This window comes from Achromobacter sp. FW305-C-28 (assembly GCF_058783235.1).
In genome coordinates this window covers 195,987-211,667 of the sequence record NZ_JBYSYL010000002.1, presented here as the reverse complement: position 1 = coordinate 211,667, position 15,681 = coordinate 195,987, and the positions used below count along the sequence as shown (strand labels likewise).

Below are 15,681 nucleotides of genomic sequence, written 5' to 3'. Positions count from 1 at the left end.
GGCCGGTGCCGCGCCTTGCCCGGCGCCCCTGCGGCAATCGGACACAGGGCGCGGGCGCGAATCTGCCCGCAGCCCTTGGCATAATACGCAGCCATGATGAACCTAGCCGTAGCACATCACCCTCCCCTGGCAACGGGCTGGCTGGCCAGCGCCCCGCCCGTGCTGCCCCTGGCGCAGCGCCATTGGCTGTTCCGTCCCGGCGCCCTGACCGCCGGCCTGCGCCAGGTCGGCCAGGTACGCCTGCGGGTGCTGGCCGAATACGCCGACGGCGCCCCCGCCGACGAAGCGCGCGCCATGCGCATCGCCCCCGGCTCGCCGGTGTGGGTGCGCGAGGTGCTGATGTCGGTCAATGGCGTGGACAGCGTGCCGGCGCGCAGCCTGACGCCGCTGCGCGCCTCGCATGGCGCCTGGCAAGGCATGCGCCGCCTGCTGACGCGGCCGCTGGCCGACATGCTTTACCACGACAGCACCGTCATCCGTTCGCCGTTCGCGTGCCGGCGCCTGGCCTCGCCCGTGCCGTTCCATGCCACCGCCACCACGGCGCTGGCGCAAGGCGGCCGGCCGCAGGATGCCGACCGCGTCTGGGCTCGCCGTTCGGTGTTCTGGCGCCAGGGCCAGCCGCTGCTGGTGGCCGAATGCTTCCTGCCGGGCTTCTGGGAACAGGTGACGGGCCGCCAGGCGCCGCCTCTGGTCCCGCACCAGCGCACCCCGCGCTGATCGTTGCGCGTGGCGCACCCTGCCCGCGCGCTCAGGCATGCGCAGGCCGCGGCCGGGTATCCACCGCCAGGCACAACAGCGCCGTCAGCAGCGCCAGGCCCACGTGGCCGATGTACAGCGGATCGAAATCCGCATGGCTCAGCGAGCCCTTGCCCAGCAGCAGCACGGTCAGCGCCACGCCCAGCACCGCGCCGATCTGCCGCGTCGCCTGGTTGACGGCGCTGCCCACCGCATAGTGCTGCGGCGGCAGGCGGTTGACCGCGGCGCCGGCCAGTGACGGCAGCACCATGCCCACACCCAGGCCGCTCAGGATCAGCCCCGGCAGCCATTGCGTCAGATACGCCGGCTCGGCGCCCGGCATCAACAGGAACCACAGGCCGCTGGCCGCGTACACCAGCGATCCGCCTACCAGGAACGGCCGGTGCCCCAGGCGGGCCGCCAGCTTGCCCGTAATGATCGCGGTGGGCATCACCAGCAACGGCCCCGGCGTGACGGCCAGGCCGGCGCGCGGCAGGCTGTAGTGCCAGACGCCCGTCATGTAGAAGAAGAAGGCGAAGAACATCATCGCGAACGCGATGCCGAAGCTGAGCGTGGCCAGGTTCACGTAGCGGTAGGTGCGATGCTTGAACAACGACAGGTCCACCAGCGGATGCGGCGTGGTGCGGGCCCAGCCCACGAAGGCCGCCAGCGATACCAGCCCCACAGCCGCCACCATCCACAGCTCGCCGCGCGTCCAGGTGGGCGATTCGGACTGCACGATGGACAACGCCACCGCCCCCACGCCCACCATCAGCAGCGCCATGCCCACGCCGTCGACGCGGCGGCGCGCTTCGGGCCGCACCGATTCCACCAGCCGGCTGGCGCCGAACCACAGCGACAGCGCGCCCAGCGGCAGGTTGATGTAGAAGGCCCAGGGCCAGCCGGCCGCGTCCACCACGAAGGCGCCCAGGCTGGGGCCCACGGCCGCGGCCAAGCCGGCCACGGCGCCCCACAGGCTGACCGCCACCGAACGCTGCGACGCCGGAAAGGCGGCCAGCACGATGGACAGCGACGCGGGCGTCAGCAACGCGGCGCCGACCGCCTGCGCCACGCGCGCGGCGATCAGCCAGCCCACATTGCCGGCCAGCCCGCAGGCCGCCGACGCCGCCAGGAACAGCAGCACGCCGACCATGAACATGCGCTTGCGGCCATGCGTGTCGGCCAGGCCGCCCGACGGGATCAGCATCGCCGCGTAGACCACGGTGTAGCCATTGAGCACCCACGACATGTCGGCGGCCGAGGCCTCGGGAAAGCCGGCGCGCATGGCGCTGAACGCGGCGTAGAGCATGGTCGCGTCCAGCGAGACCAGGAAGACGGCGACGCTGGCGATCCAGAAGATGGGCCAGGGCGACGCGGCCGCGTGCGGCACGGCGGCGGGCTGGGCCGCCGCGGAACTTGCAGGGGAGGACATGATGGTCGGGCTCGAAAGGCGATGGGAAGGAATAGGGCGACGGGAGGCTGTCAAAGGCAGGCAAGCGGCCGGCTGGCCGCGCCCATCACGCTTGCAGATAGGACGCCTGTTCGGCGGACAGGCCCTGCTTGACCTGGCGGGTCAGCGGGTCGGCCAACACTTCTTTCGCCCCGGCCTCGAGCGCGTCGAACGCCTGCTTGACCACGTCGTCGGGGCTGAGCTTGGGCGCGTCCAGGTCACGGGTCAGGTCGGTATCCACAAAGCCCATGTGCAGCGCCAGCACCTGGGTGCCCTGCTCGCGCAGTTCATGGCGCAGGCCGTTGGTCAGGGCCCAGGCGGCCGATTTGCTCATGCCATATACGCCCAGGCTAGGCCGGTTGATCCAGCTGGCGATGGACAGCACATTGAGCAGCGCGCCACCGCCATTGGCGGCCAGCGCCGGGGCAAAGGCCTGCGCCACGCGCAGCGCGCCGATCAGGTTGGTTTCCAGGTGGCGGCGGGTCGATTCGATGCTGTCCTTGGCCAGGAAGCCGCCAAAGTCCGCAATGCCTGCGTTGTTGATGACCAGCGTCACGTCGCCAGCCCGCGCGGCCGCGGCGGTCACGTCGTCGTCGCGGGTGACGTCCAGCTTGATCGGCTCTACGCCGGGCAGCGTGACGCTGGCGGGATCGCGGGCCCCGGCGTAGACCTTGCGGGCGCCGCGCGCCAGGGCCTCGCGGGCAAAGGCCAGGCCGATGCCGCGATTGGCGCCGGTGATCAGTACGGTTGCGTTCTTCAGTTGCATGATGGGTTCCTTCGGGTTCGCAGCAGTGGCCCTGATAGCGGGGCCGGTTATATAAATATGATGATCATCATATTCAGGGAGTGAAAAAAGGCCGCGGACAGCGGCCGACGACGGCGGGCATCAATGGGAAGCTTGCCCGCCTTCGGTGTCGTATTGATCCAGGATGGACTGGCGCGCCGCGGCCAGCATCGCCCTGCCCTCAGCGTTGTCGCCCAGGGCGCGCGCCAGTTGCATGGCGCCCACCAGGTTCGCAGTGATGGCCATGGCGGCGTGCTCGCCGGCAGTGGCCGGCAGCGCCTGCTGCAAGGCCCTGACCAGCCCCTGCACCCGGGCGGCCGAGGCTGCGCGCACCTCGGCCGATTGGCGCGGCATTTCCGAGGCCAGCGCGGCTATCGGGCAACCGGTTTCGCAACTGACCAGCATTCTGTCGGACAGGTAGCTCTCGACCATGGCGCGCAGCGGGCTGGCGCCTTCGGCCTGGCGCCGGGCCATGCCTTGCGCCATGCGGCCGGCGCCGTCGCGGCCGGCGCGTTCCATCGCGGCGGCCAGCATGGCATCGCGCGATGGGAAATGGGCGTAGAAGCCGCCGTGGGTCAGACCGGCTTCTTTCATGACGTCAGCCACGCCCACGCCGGCATACCCCTCACGCCGGATCGCACGCGCGGCCGCTTCCACGATGCGCTCGTGGGATAACGCTTTGCGGGAGGCGGGGCCGGCCATGATCGGGATTCCTAAAATATGATGGTCGTAATATAAATCCGCCCAAAGAACTTTGCACGTTCTTTTTTGTTGCGGCGCAGTATTTATTCTGGAATGGGCTTCGGCCCAGGGGACGACAGGTTGCCGCCCCACCACCGCTCGCGTCAGGGCTCGATCAGGCGAGCCACCGCGTCAGCAATGGCCTGGCGCGAATCGGCCGGGGGCACCATGCCACTATGGGCCTCGGGGCTGTCAGGCGCGCCCATCCGGGTCAGGGTCAGCACCAGCAGCAGCAGGATCTCGGGGCTGAAGCGCTTGCTGACACGGCCGGCCTCTTGCGCCTGCCGCACGGCATCGATCTTGTGCCCCATGGAGGCCATGGCGGCCGGCGGCAGCGGCTTGCCTTCCAGCTGGTACCAGCCGGCCAGCCGCAAGGTTTCGGGATGCGCCTGGTAGCGGTCGAACAGGCGCACCGCGTAGCCCGGCAGGTCGAAGGCATCGATGGGCACGCTTTCCAGGATGTCTTCGACCATGGCGTCCAGCACGGCGTCGCACAGCCCGTCCTTGCTGCCGTAATAGGCGTAGATCGCCTGCTTGTTGCAGCGGGCAGCGTCGGCAATGCGGTCGACCCGGGCGCCGGCAATGCCATACGCGGCGAATTCGGCGGCGGCGGCTTCGAGCAGGCGCTTGCGGGTGTCTTCTGAATTTCTGGCCATGGCGAATTATAACCAACCGGTTGGTTGACAACATCGCGGCCCCGGTCGTACATTGATAAAACCAACCAGTTGGTTGGATTCCTGAATACCCTACCCAACCCTGCTGCGCCGATTGGATTCGCCCTCATGACCTCCCCTCTTACCCAACGCGTCGCCCTGGTGACGGGCGCCTCTTCCGGCATCGGCGAAGCCATTGCCCTGCGATTCGCCTCGATGGGCATCACCACCTACGCCGCCGCGCGCCGCGTCGACCGCATGGCGGCGCTGCGCCAGCACGGCATCCACGTGCTGCCGCTGGACCTGACCGACGCCGCATCCATCGACGACTGCGTGGCGCAGATCACCGCCCGCCATGGCGGCGTGGACATCCTGGTCAACAACGCCGGCTACGGCGCCTACGGCTCGGTCGAGGAAATGCCGATGGACGAAGCGCGCCGCCAGGTCGAAGTGAACCTGTTCGGCCTGGCGGCGATCACCCGCCGCGTCATCCCGCACATGCGCGCGCAGCGCTGGGGCAAGATCCTGAACATCACGTCCATCGGCGGCGTGCAGGCCGCGCCCTACGGCGGCTGGTACCACGCCACCAAATTCGCGGTCGAAGGGCTGTCGTCGTCGCTGCGCCAGGAACTGGCGCCGTTCGACGTGGACGTGGTGCTGATCCGCCCGGGCGCGATCCGCTCGGAGTGGGCCGACATCGCGGCCGGCCACATGCAGGAGGTGTCCGGCGCCGGCCCGTACGGCGCGGCAGTCGGCGCGCTGCACGCCCTGTTCACCAGCGAACGCCTGCAGAAGATGGCGGGCGACCCGGCCGTGATTGCCGACGTGGCCCAGCGCGCCATTTCGGCGGCACGGCCGAAATCGGCCTATACCGCGCCGCGCGCCGCGCGTGTCATGCTTTGGGTGGGCAAGCTGCTGGGCAGCGACCGCCTGCGTGACGCGTCCACCCGGGCCTTCATGGGCCTGCCGGCCAAAATGTAAGGAGCACGCCATGAAAGTGATGCTGTTCGGCGCCAGCGGGATGGTGGGGCAAGGCGTGCTGCGCGCGGCCTTGCAGGCCGACGACGTGACCGAGGTGCTGGCCGTGGGCCGGGCGCCGTCGGGGCTGCAACACGCGAAGCTGCGCGACCGGGTGCTGCCGGACCTGTTCGGCTTTGCCGCCGCCCAGCCGCTGCCCACGGGCTACGACGCCTGCTTTTTCTGCCTGGGCGTGTCGTCAGGCGGCATGACCGAAGCCGACTACCAACGACTGACCTACGACCTGACGCTTGCCATCGCCACCGCGCTGGCGCCCGCCAATCCGGGCATGACCTTCATTTACGTGTCGGGCGCCGGCACCGACAGCAGCGAGCAGGGGCGCACGATGTGGGCGCGGGTGAAGGGCCGTACCGAAAACGCGCTGTTGCGGCTGCCGTTCAAGGCGGTGTACCTGATGCGGCCCGGCATGATCCAGCCGCTGGACGGCATCCAGTCCAAGACGCCCGCCTACCGCTGGATGTACCGGGTGATCGGCCCGCTGCTGACGCCGCTGCGCCGGCTGCTGCCGCGCCATATCCTGACCACGCGCAGCGTGGGCCAGGCCATGCTGGCGGCGGCGCGCCACGGAGCGCCGTCGGCGGTGCTGGAAACGGCGGATATCCAGGCGCTGGCCGCACGCGGCTAGCGCCTGCGAGGCGCCTTAACGCCAGGCTTCGGGTTCGACGCTGACTTCGCCCTTGTCGGCCGAGAAATACACCACGCCGTCGGAAATGTTGGCGTTCAGCTGCATGGTGCGCTCGGCCAGCTTGGCCAGCGCGCGGGTCTGGTCCGACGGCAGGTTGACCACCTTGAGATTGCGCGTGCGTTCGAGCTTGTTGCGCACGCCGTCCCACCAGATCTTGCTGGCCGAGCCGCCGTAGCAATACACGATGACTTCGTCGGCGCGGCCACAGGCGCGCAGGATGCGGCGTTCTTCGGGCTGGCCCACTTCGATCCACAGCTTGATCGCGCCGGTCAGGTCCTTGACCCACAGGTCCGGCTCGTCGGTGTCGCTCAGGCCCTTGGTGAAGGCCAGTTCTTCCTGCGCGTGCAGCGCGTACGCGACCAGGCGCACCATCATGCGCTCATCGGTTTCGGACGGGTGGCGGGCGACGGTCAGCGAGTGGCTGCCGTAGTAGTGCCGATCGGTGTCGGCGACGTTGAGCTCGGCCTTGTAGATGGTGGCGCGCAGGGCCATGGCGAAAAATCCGTTCAGAAAGCAAATTGTCGAAGGCCGCCATGATACCGCCTGCACGCCCGGCGCTACACTGACGCCCTCGGCCAGCCTGTAGCTGGCGCGCTCAAGCCGGCGGGTTGCCGGCTTTTCCCCGGTCTGCTTGCTTGCCGGCTTTCCCCCCGGTCTGCTAGCTGCCGGTTTCCCTTTCAGGCAGACCCTCATGACCGCCACCGCCGCCCTGCTCGCCTTCACCCTGGCCGCCGCCATCCTGACCATCACGCCGGGGCTGGACACCGCCCTGGTGCTGCGCACCGCCGCGGTCGAAGGCGGACGCCGCGCCTTCATGGCGGGCCTGGGCATCTGCGCGGGCTGCCTGCTGTGGGGCGCCATCGCGGCGCTGGGGCTGGGTTCGCTGCTGGCGGTATCGACGCTGGCCTACGATGTGCTGCGCCTGTGCGCGGCCGTGTACCTGTTCTACCTGGGCGCCAAGCTGCTGTGGCGCACCCTGCCCGGCCGCCGCGCGGCAACGGGCGCCAGCGATGCCCCGGCAGCGGCCGCGCCCACCAGCGCCAGCGCGGCCGGCTGGTTCGCACGCGGCTGCCTGACCAACGCGCTCAATCCCAAGGTGGGCGTGTTCTACATCACCTTCTTGCCGCAGTTCATCCCCGCGGGCGCGGACGTGCTGCGCTTTTCCCTGCTGCTGGCCGGCATCCACGCCTTGCTGGGCGTGGTGTGGTTCGCGCTGCTGGTGGCGGCGACCCGGCCGTTGGCGCGCTGGCTGTCGCGCCCCGCGGTGATGCGAGGGCTGGATCGCATGACCGGCGCGGTGTTCATCGCCTTCGGCCTCCGGCTGGCGCTGGAAAAGCGCTGACGCCCGCGCGGCACGCGGCCGGCGTCGGTGTGCCGCCGCGCCGGGCACACTGCCGTCACTGCACCGGCAGATTGGCCGCACGCACCACGGCGGCCCATTTGACGGTTTCCTTTTCGGCGTAGTCCGCCAACGCCTGCGGCGCGCCGCCCACGATTTCATCGTTGCCCAGCGCCACCAGCCGGTCGCGCACGGCCGGATCGGCCAGCACTTCATTGAAGCAGCGATTCAGGCGGTCGACGATGGCGGCCGGCGTGCCCGGCGGCGCCACGATGCCGCCCCAGGCCACGCCTTCGAAGCCCGGCAAGGCGCCTTCGGCGACGGTGGGCAGGTCGGGAAATTGCGGCGAACGCGCCAGGCCTGTCGAGGCCAGCGCCCGCAGCTTGCCTGAACGGATGTAGGGCGTGATGCTGATGGTGTTGTCGAAGATGGCATCCACCTGCCCGCCGATCACGTCGGTGGTAGCGGCGGGGCTGCCGCGGTACGGCACATGGATCATCCGCAGCTTGGACGCCTGCGCCAGCATTTCGCCGGTCAGGTGACCCGACGTGCCCTGGCCGGGCGAAGCAAAGGTGACCTTGTCGGGATGCTGGCGCACGTATTCGACGAATTCGGGCAGGGTCTTGACCGGCATGTCCGGATTGACCGCCAGCACGTTGGCGACCTTGAGCACGAAGATCACGGGCGTAAGCTTTTGCGGATCGTAGGGCAGCTGGCTGAAGGTGCTGCGGTTGATCGCCAGCGTGACGTTGTTGGCGTAGCCCAGCGTGTAGCCGTCGGGCGCGGCGCGATACACGTCCAGCATGCCGGCGATGCCCGACGAGCCCGGCTTGTTCTCGACGACCAGCGTCTGGCCCAGCCGCTTGCCGGCTTCCTGCGCCACCAGGCGCATCACCGTGTCCGGCGAGCCGCCTGCCGCCGACGGCACCACCAGCCGGATCGGCCGCGACGGATATTCCTGCGCGTGGCTGGCCTGGGCCAGCAAACACGCCGCGCCCACGGACAGCAGCGCGGCGCCACGTTTCAAGACTCGGTGCAACATGGTTTTCCCCTGGATCTTCTATGGCCGGGAGACGGCCCGGCTCAGGCAGTCATCGTAGGCGCTTATGAAACGTTTGATCCATTAATGATTACCCCGATATAAATGTTTCACAATCGGACCAAAAGAAGCGCGGCCGGACGAGGTCGGGCCGCGCGTCTTTTGGTCCAGGCCGCCTTGCGCCTGCAGGCGTCTACCGTATCAATACACGCCGATGGCGTGCCGCGCGACGTAGTGGCCTTCGCCCACCTGCACCAGCGGCTCGACCAGGGGGTCGTCGCCCAGCTTGCGCATCGGGCTGGGGATCTCGTCGACCAGCAGCGAACGCTCGCGGTGGCGCCGCTGCGGATCGGCAATGGGTACCGCCGCCATCAGCTTCCTGGTATAGGGATGCTGCGGATTCTCGAAAATGGCACGGCGCGGGCCGATCTCGACGATCTGCCCCAGGTACATCACCGCCACGCGGTGGCTGACGCGTTCGACCACCGCCATGTCGTGCGAGATGAACAGGAACGACACGCCCAGTTCGCGTTGCAGGTCCAGCAGCAGGTTCACGATCTGCGCCTGGATCGACACGTCCAGCGCCGACACGGATTCATCGGCGATCACGACCTTGGGGTTCAGCGCCAGGGCCCGCGCGATGCAGATGCGCTGGCGCTGGCCGCCCGAGAACTCGTGCGGATAGCGGTCGATCATTTCGGGTGCCAGGCCGCACTTGTCCATCAGCCAGCGCACCCGTTCCTGGGCCTCGCGGCCGCGCGCCACGTTGTGGATCAGCAGGGGTTCCATGATGGAATAGCCCACCGTCATGCGCGGATCGAGCGAGGCGAACGGGTCCTGGAAGATGAACTGGATGTGCCGGCGCAGCGTCTGCATGGCGCTGCCGCGCAGCGCGCCAATGTTCTGGCCGTCGAATTCGATCGAGCCGCCCTGGCTCTTGACCAGCTGCAGCAGCGACCGGCCGGTGGTGGTCTTGCCGCAACCGGACTCGCCCACCAGCGACAGGGTTTCGCCGGGATAGAGGTCGAAGCTGACCTTTTCCACGGCGTGCACGCGCTTTTGCACCCGGCCCAGGATGCCGCCGGTGATGTCGAAACTGGTGGTCAGGTCGCGCACTTTCAGCACCGGGCCGTTTTCGCGACGCACGGTGGACGGAGCCGCCACGGGGGCCTGGTCCGGCAGGGGCTGATGAGCCGCTTCCTCGACCTTCAGCAAGGGGAACGGCGCGGGCTCGTCGGTGCCGTGCATGGCGCCCAGGCGCGGCACGGCCGACAGCAAGGCGCGGGTGTAGGCATGCTGCGGCCGCGCGAAGACTTCGTCGGAACCGCCCTCTTCGACCTTATCGCCGCGGTACATGACCAGCACGCGGTCGGCCACTTCGGCCACCACGCCCATGTCGTGCGTGATGAAGATGACGCCCATGTCCATCTCTTCCTGCAGTTGGCGGATCAGCTGCAGGATCTGGGCCTGGATGGTGACGTCCAGGGCCGTGGTGGGTTCGTCCGCGATCAGCAACTGCGGCTTGCACGACAGCGCCATGGCGATCATGACGCGCTGGCGCATGCCGCCGGACAGCTGGTGCGGATAGCGGTCGAGAATGGCGCGGGCCTCGGGAATGCGCACGCGTTCCAGCATGCGCAGCGTTTCGGCGCGCGCGGCGGCAGCGTCCAGCCCCTGGTGCAGCTGCAAGGCTTCGGCGATCTGGTTGCCGGCCGTGAAGCTGGGGTTGAGCGAGGTCATGGGCTCCTGGAAGATCATGGCCACGTCGGCGCCGCGCACGCGTTGCAGCGTGCTGTCGGGCGCGTTGACCAGGTCCAGCACCTCGCCATTGCGACGGCGCAGCAGCATGCCGCCGTTGACGATCTTGCCGCCGCCATACTCCACCAGGCGCATCAGCGCCAGCGAGGTCACGGACTTGCCCGAGCCGGACTCGCCCACGATCGCCAGCGTTTCGCCGCGGTCGACGTGAAACGACACGTTGCGCACCGCTTCCACGGTGCGTTCGGGGGTCGTAAAGCGCACGGTCAGGTCATTGACCTGGACGACGCGTTTGGAATCCATTGTTGCCATGGTGATCATTTTTCCTGACGGGGATCCAGCGCATCGCGCAGCCCGTCGCCCAGCAGATTGAAGCCCAGCACCACCAGGAAAATGGCCGACCCGGGGAAGATCGACATCCAGGGCGCCTGGGTCATGAAGTTCTTGGCGGTGTTCAGCATCGAGCCCCACGACGGGTTCGGCGGCTGCAGCCCCAGGCCCAGGAACGACAGGCTGGCCTCGGCGATGATGGCCGTGGCGATGGTGATGGTGGCCTGCACGATCAGCGGGGGCATGACGTTGGGAAACACGTGCCGGGCGATGATGCGCAAGTCGGAGGCGCCCAGCGCGCGGGCGCTCTGGACGTAGTCTTCGTTTTTCACGGCCAGCACCTGGCCGCGCGTCAGCCGCACGAACTTGGGCGCCGCGGACACGCCGATGGCAATCATGGCGTTGATCAGGCTGGGCCCCAGGAAGGCCGCCAGCGCAATGGCCAGGATCAGGAAGGGAATCGCCAGCAGCGCTTCGGTGGCGCGCGAGATGCAGCTGTCGGTCCAGCCGCCAAAATAGCCGGCGGCCAGGCCGAACGGCACGCCCACGGCCAGCGCGATCAGCACCGACACCAGGCCGGCCATGAGCGAGGCGCGCGCGCCATAGACCATGCGGCTGAAGATGTCGCGGCCCAGTTCATCGGTACCCAGCCAGTACGAAGCCGAAGGCGCCTTGCGGATGGTCGTGAAGCTGGTCTGGAACGGATCGTGGTTGGCGATCAGCGGCGCCAAGAGGGCCAGCAGCACGAAGAACGCGACGATGCCCAGGCCCAACATGGCCACGTGGTTGCGTTTGAATTTGCCCCAGGCGCGGTTGCGGCTGCGGGGCGGCGTGACGGCAGCGGCCGTTGCAGGAAGTGCGCTCATGAGTGCCTCAGGCGGGGATTGACCAGGATGTACAGGATGTCGGCCAGCAGGTTCATCAGGATGAAGCCCACTGCAACGCAGAGCACCACGCCCTGCACCACCGCGTAGTCGCGCGTGAACACCGCGTCGACCACCAGCTTGCCGAACCCCGGGATCGTGAAGACCTGCTCGGTCAGCACGGCGCCCGCCAGCAATTCACCAAACAGCAGCGTCACCAGGGTGACGATGGGCATCAAGGCATTGCGCAGCGCGTGGCGCAGCACCACCCGGCGCGGCGACACGCCCTTGGCGCGCGCGGTGCGCACGTAGTCGGCCGACAGCGCTTCGAGCATGGCCGAGCGGGTGTGGCGCATCAGGTAGGCGGCGATGGCGGTGGACAGCACCAGCGCCGGCATCAACATGGTCTTGATCGACAGCCAGAAGTCTTCGGCCGGCGACACATAGCCCGACGCCGGCAACAGCTTCCATTGCACCGACACCACCATGATGAGGATGATGCCGAGCCAGAAATTGGGGATGGACATGCCGGACAGCGCCGCGATGTTGGCGCCCATTTCGATGGGCTTGCCCTTGCGCACCGCGGCCAGGATGCCCATGGGTATGCCCACCAGCAACGCGAAGAACATGGCCATGGCCGCCAGTTGCAGGGTCACGGGCAGCTTCTGGGCGATCAGCGTGGTGACCGGCACGTCGGTGCGCAGCGACTTGCCCAGATCGCCCTGCACCACCTGGGTGGCCCAGGCGACGTACTGCATCGGCAAGGGGTCGTTCAGGCGGTATTTTTCGCGCAGGTAATCCAGCACGGCCGGATCGCGCTCTTCGCCGGCCATGGTCAGCACCGCATCGCCGGGCAGGATTTTCTGCAGCATGAAGACGATCATCGACACCAGTATCAGTGTCGGTATCGCGACGATCACGCGGCGCAAGATAAGTTTAAGCATGTGGGAAAACCGTAGAACAAAAGCGGTGGACGACAGCCGGGCCGGTCAGGCTTGGCGCACGGCCACCGCGGGAAACAAGCGGCCGCGCGAAACGCGCGGCCGGCGGGCGCGGCGGCAAGCCGCCGCATCCCGTTTACTTCTGTGCGAACGTCACGCCCTTCAGGCGGATCATGCCGTCCGGGTACGGCACGAAGCCCTTGACCTTCTTGCCCAGCGCGAACGGCCACGGCTGGTAGTAGTTGTACACCCCCGGCAGTTCGTCCTGGATGATCGCCTGGGCCTGATCGTAGATGGCGCGGCGGCGGGTTTCATCTGGCACCGTGCGGGCCTCGTTGAGCAGCTTGTCGACTTCCGGGTTGCAATAGTGGCCGTCGTTCAGGGCGCCCTTGCAGGTCACGAAGGTATGGATGTTGCCGTCCGGATCGACCCGGCCCGACCAGCCCAGCATCACGACCTGGAAGTTGCCGCCGGCCGATTCCTTTTGCAGGGCGGCGTATTCCGTGGGGCGCAGCGACAGGTCGAAGCCCGCCTCGGACGCCATGGCCTGCACCATTTCGGCCACCGAGGAGGTCGTGGTGTTGTTGCCGAACATGACCTCGGCCTTGACGCGGTCAAAGCCGGCCTGTTTGAGCAGCGCGCGGGCCTTGGCAACGTCGCGCTTGGTCACGGGGAACTTGTCGCTGTGGTAGGGGCTGGCGGGCGGGAACGGCTGCTGCGCCGGTTCGAAGATGCCGCCGCCGGCCACGTCGTTGATGGCGTTGCGGTCGATGGACAGCTGGAACGCCTGGCGCACCAGCTTGTTCTTGAACGGGTTGTCTTCGGCGCGCTTGCCGTTGCCCACGTTGAACATGAACTGCTGGAAGCCCAGGCCGGCCACCGGCGCGAAGGTCAGGCTGGCGTCGGTCTTGACCTGCGGCGCGTCGGACGGGTTCAGGCGTTCGAGCATATCCAGGTCGCCAGCGCGCAGGTTCGACAGGCGCACGGTGGTGTCCGGAATGGGCAGGAAAGTGATGCGCTTGAAGGCGTAGTCCTTGGCGTCGTAGTACTGGTCGAATTTCTCGAGCACGACGCGGTCGTTCTGGATGCGTTCGACGAACTTGTACGGACCCGAGCAGATGGGCTTGCGGCCCACCGAGGCGACGTCGGGATCGGCGAAGGTCTTGGGCGACAGCATCATGCCGGCGCGGTCGGACAGCTGCGCCAGCAGCGTGGCGTCGGGCTGCTTGAGCGTCAGCACCAGCGTGGTGGCGTCGGGCGCGTCGACCTTCTCGACCGAGGCCAGTTCGCCCTTGCGCAGGCTGTCGGGCAGCGTCATGGCGCGGTCCAGGTTGGCCTTGGCGGCCGCGGCATCGAACTTGCTGCCGTCGTGGAACAGCGCGTCTTCGCGCAGCTTGAAGGTCAGCACCTTGTTGTCGGGGCTGAACGACCACGAGGTGGCCAGTTGCGGCACGAAGTGCAGCTTGGGATCGATGTCCACCAGCTTGTCGCACAGCGAGGTGAAGACGATGCGGCCGACGTAGGTGCGGGCGCGGTGCGGGTCCAGGACGTCGGGATCTTCCTGCAGGCCGATCCGGATGTTCTGGGCGCAGGCGGCGCCGGCGGCCAGCGCCAGCACGCTGGCGCCGAAGGTCATGGTCAAGCGTTTCATTGTGATTTTTCCCCTTGAGGCTGCACTGCCGAGTATCAGAAGCCGACGGCCTGGCCGTCGCGGCGGCTGTCGCTGGCGGCGACGTAGCCCAACTCGTTGTCGCTTTCGGACATGCGCCAGATGAACTGGCCGGCGCCGAAGTCCATGTAAGGATCGTCCACCGACTTCAAAGCATGCCCGAGGTCTTTCAGGCCCGCAATAGTGGAAGCCTTCATATTGGTCTCGATATCCAGCGTGAAATCGCGGTTGACCTTCCAGCGCGGCGCGCAGCAGGCGGCCTGCGGGTTCTGGTGGTAGTCGATCATGCGCACGACGGTCTGCATGTGGCCCTGGGGCTGCATGTCGCCGCCCATCACGCCAAAGCTCATGACCGGCTTGCCGCCGCGGGTCAGGAAGCCCGGGATGATGGTGTGGAACGGGCGCTTGCCGCCTTCGACCACGTTGGCCGACTTGGGATTCATCGAGAAGCCCACGCCGCGGTTCTGCATGCTGATGCCGGTGCCCGGCACCACCACGCCCGAGCCGAAGCCCATGTAGTTGGACTGGATGAACGAGATCATCATGCCGTTTTCGTCGGCGGCGGTCAGGTAGACGGTGCCGCCGGCATGCGGACGGCCGGCTTCGAAGTGGGTGGCGCCGTCCAGGCGGATCAGCTTGGCGCGGCTGTCCAGGTAGTCGTCGGACAGCATCTGCTCGGGCGTGACTTCCATCGAGCGCGGGTCGGCCACGTACTTGTACAGGTCGGCAAAGGCCAGCTTCATGGCTTCGATCTGCACGTGCTGCGACTGCACCGAGTCGACCGGCAAGCTGGCCATGTCGAAGCGTTCGACGATGCCCAGCGCGATCAGCGCGGCGATGCCCTGCCCGTTCGGCGGAATTTCGTGCAGCTCGTAGCCGCGGTACGACTTGGAGATCGGCTTGACCCATTCCGGGCGGTAGCCACGCAGGTCTTCCAGCGTCATGGCGCCGCCGCCTTCCTTGGCGAAAGCGGCGATGCGCTCGGCCAGTTCGCCTTCATAGAAGTCGCGGCCATGCGATTCGGCAATGCGGCGCAGCGTGTTGGCGGCGTCCGGGAAGCGGAAGTGTTCGCCGACCTTGGGCGCGCGGCCTTCCGGCATGAACGCCTGGGCGTAGCCCGGCTGATTGCTCAGTTCCTGGGCGGCGGCAGCCCACTTGTGCGCCACCACCGGCGGCACGGCGTACCCACGCTCGGCGATTTCGATGGCGGGTTCGAACAGCTGTTCGAACGGCAGCTTGCCCAGCTTTTCGTGCAGGGCCGACCAGCCGGCGACCACGCCCGGCACCGTCACCGAGTCCCAGCCGCGCTTGGGCTGGATGGCCAGGCCGTCGGGGCCCGTGCCGTACTTGCGCTTGAAGTATTCGACGTTCCAGGCGGCCGGAGCCACGCCCGACGAGTTCAGGCCATGCAGTTCCTTGCCGTCCCAGACGATGGCGAAGCAATCGCCGCCCAGGCCGCACGACACCGGTTCGACCAGCACGATGGTGGCGGCCGCGGCAATGGCGGCGTCCACGGCGTTGCCGCCCTTGAGCAGCATGCGCAGGCCCGCCTGGGCCGCCAGCGGGTGCGACGTGGACACCACGTTGCGGGCGAACAGCGGAATGCGGACGGAGGGGTAAGGGTTGACCCAGTCGAAGGATTTCATGGCGCGTGTC

General features: G+C 67.9%; 15 protein-coding genes. 4 read left to right on the top strand and 11 right to left on the bottom strand.

From position 1 onward, the window contains the following. Nucleotides 1–96: 96 nt before the first annotated feature. Complete coding sequence (locus AC3WMR_RS05920) at nt 97–717, top strand: chorismate--pyruvate lyase family protein (RefSeq protein ID WP_492263786.1); 621 nt, start codon at nt 97–99, stop codon at nt 715–717. 31 nt (nt 718–748) lie between these two features. On the opposite strand, the gene AC3WMR_RS05915 is transcribed toward AC3WMR_RS05920, so the two are convergent. The 4 genes from AC3WMR_RS05915 to AC3WMR_RS05900 form a co-directional block, all read right to left on the bottom strand. Continuing rightward, the gene (locus tag AC3WMR_RS05915) at nt 749–2,167 is read right to left on the bottom strand and encodes a DHA2 family efflux MFS transporter permease subunit (protein ID WP_492263787.1); all 1,419 of its coding nucleotides are present in this window, start codon (nt 2,165–2,167) and stop codon (nt 749–751) included. Between the two features lie 85 nt (nt 2,168–2,252). Continuing rightward, on the bottom strand, nt 2,253–2,951 hold the full coding sequence (locus AC3WMR_RS05910) for an SDR family oxidoreductase (protein ID WP_492263788.1): 699 nt from the start codon (nt 2,949–2,951) through the stop codon (nt 2,253–2,255). Nucleotides 2,952–3,071: 120 nt separating this feature from the next. After that, nucleotides 3,072–3,671, bottom strand: a complete 600-nt coding sequence (locus AC3WMR_RS05905; protein WP_492263789.1) for a TetR/AcrR family transcriptional regulator — start codon at nt 3,669–3,671, stop codon at nt 3,072–3,074. A gap of 143 nt (nt 3,672–3,814) precedes the next feature. Then, nucleotides 3,815–4,366 (bottom strand): TetR/AcrR family transcriptional regulator, encoded by a 552-nt coding sequence (locus AC3WMR_RS05900; protein ID WP_175193841.1) that lies wholly within the window; start codon nt 4,364–4,366, stop codon nt 3,815–3,817. A gap of 126 nt (nt 4,367–4,492) precedes the next feature. Between AC3WMR_RS05900 and AC3WMR_RS05895 the strand changes: the two genes are divergently transcribed. Next, on the top strand, nt 4,493–5,344 hold the full coding sequence (locus AC3WMR_RS05895) for an oxidoreductase (protein WP_492263790.1): 852 nt from the start codon (nt 4,493–4,495) through the stop codon (nt 5,342–5,344). A gap of 10 nt (nt 5,345–5,354) precedes the next feature. After that, nucleotides 5,355–6,026 (top strand): Rossmann-fold NAD(P)-binding domain-containing protein, encoded by a 672-nt coding sequence (locus AC3WMR_RS05890; protein ID WP_492263791.1) that lies wholly within the window; start codon nt 5,355–5,357, stop codon nt 6,024–6,026. Nucleotides 6,027–6,041: 15 nt separating this feature from the next. On the opposite strand, the gene AC3WMR_RS05885 is transcribed toward AC3WMR_RS05890, so the two are convergent. Continuing rightward, a complete protein-coding gene (locus AC3WMR_RS05885; protein ID WP_492263792.1) occupies nt 6,042–6,578 on the bottom strand; it encodes a YaeQ family protein in 537 nt (178 codons plus the stop codon). Nucleotides 6,579–6,777: 199 nt separating this feature from the next. Here AC3WMR_RS05885 and AC3WMR_RS05880 point away from each other — a divergent pair, with 199 nt between their 5' ends. Further along, nucleotides 6,778–7,428 (top strand): LysE family translocator, encoded by a 651-nt coding sequence (locus tag AC3WMR_RS05880; protein WP_492263793.1) that lies wholly within the window; start codon nt 6,778–6,780, stop codon nt 7,426–7,428. 55 nt (nt 7,429–7,483) lie between these two features. Here the strand turns inward: AC3WMR_RS05880 and AC3WMR_RS05875 are convergent, their stop codons facing one another. From AC3WMR_RS05875 to ggt, 6 genes are all read right to left on the bottom strand, one after another. Then, a complete protein-coding gene (locus AC3WMR_RS05875; RefSeq protein ID WP_492263794.1) occupies nt 7,484–8,467 on the bottom strand; it encodes a Bug family tripartite tricarboxylate transporter substrate binding protein in 984 nt (327 codons plus the stop codon). Between the two features lie 198 nt (nt 8,468–8,665). Beyond that, on the bottom strand, nt 8,666–10,525 hold the full coding sequence (locus tag AC3WMR_RS05870; RefSeq protein WP_492263944.1) for a dipeptide ABC transporter ATP-binding protein: 1,860 nt from the start codon (nt 10,523–10,525) through the stop codon (nt 8,666–8,668). 14 nt (nt 10,526–10,539) lie between these two features. Further along, nucleotides 10,540–11,418 (bottom strand): ABC transporter permease, encoded by an 879-nt coding sequence (locus tag AC3WMR_RS05865; RefSeq protein ID WP_199167692.1) that lies wholly within the window; start codon nt 11,416–11,418, stop codon nt 10,540–10,542. Continuing rightward, nucleotides 11,415–12,359 (bottom strand): ABC transporter permease, encoded by a 945-nt coding sequence (locus tag AC3WMR_RS05860; RefSeq protein WP_025138946.1) that lies wholly within the window; start codon nt 12,357–12,359, stop codon nt 11,415–11,417. Before AC3WMR_RS05860 ends, AC3WMR_RS05865 begins: the two co-directional genes overlap by 4 nt. Nucleotides 12,360–12,492: 133 nt before the next feature. Next, nucleotides 12,493–14,007 carry an ABC transporter substrate-binding protein gene (locus tag AC3WMR_RS05855; RefSeq protein ID WP_492263795.1) on the bottom strand — a complete coding sequence of 505 codons (1,515 nt, stop codon included), beginning with the start codon at nt 14,005–14,007 and terminating at the stop codon, nt 12,493–12,495. A gap of 35 nt (nt 14,008–14,042) precedes the next feature. Beyond that, the gene (gene ggt, locus AC3WMR_RS05850) at nt 14,043–15,671 is read right to left on the bottom strand and encodes a gamma-glutamyltransferase (RefSeq protein ID WP_492263796.1); all 1,629 of its coding nucleotides are present in this window, start codon (nt 15,669–15,671) and stop codon (nt 14,043–14,045) included. Nucleotides 15,672–15,681: the final 10 nt, after the last annotated feature.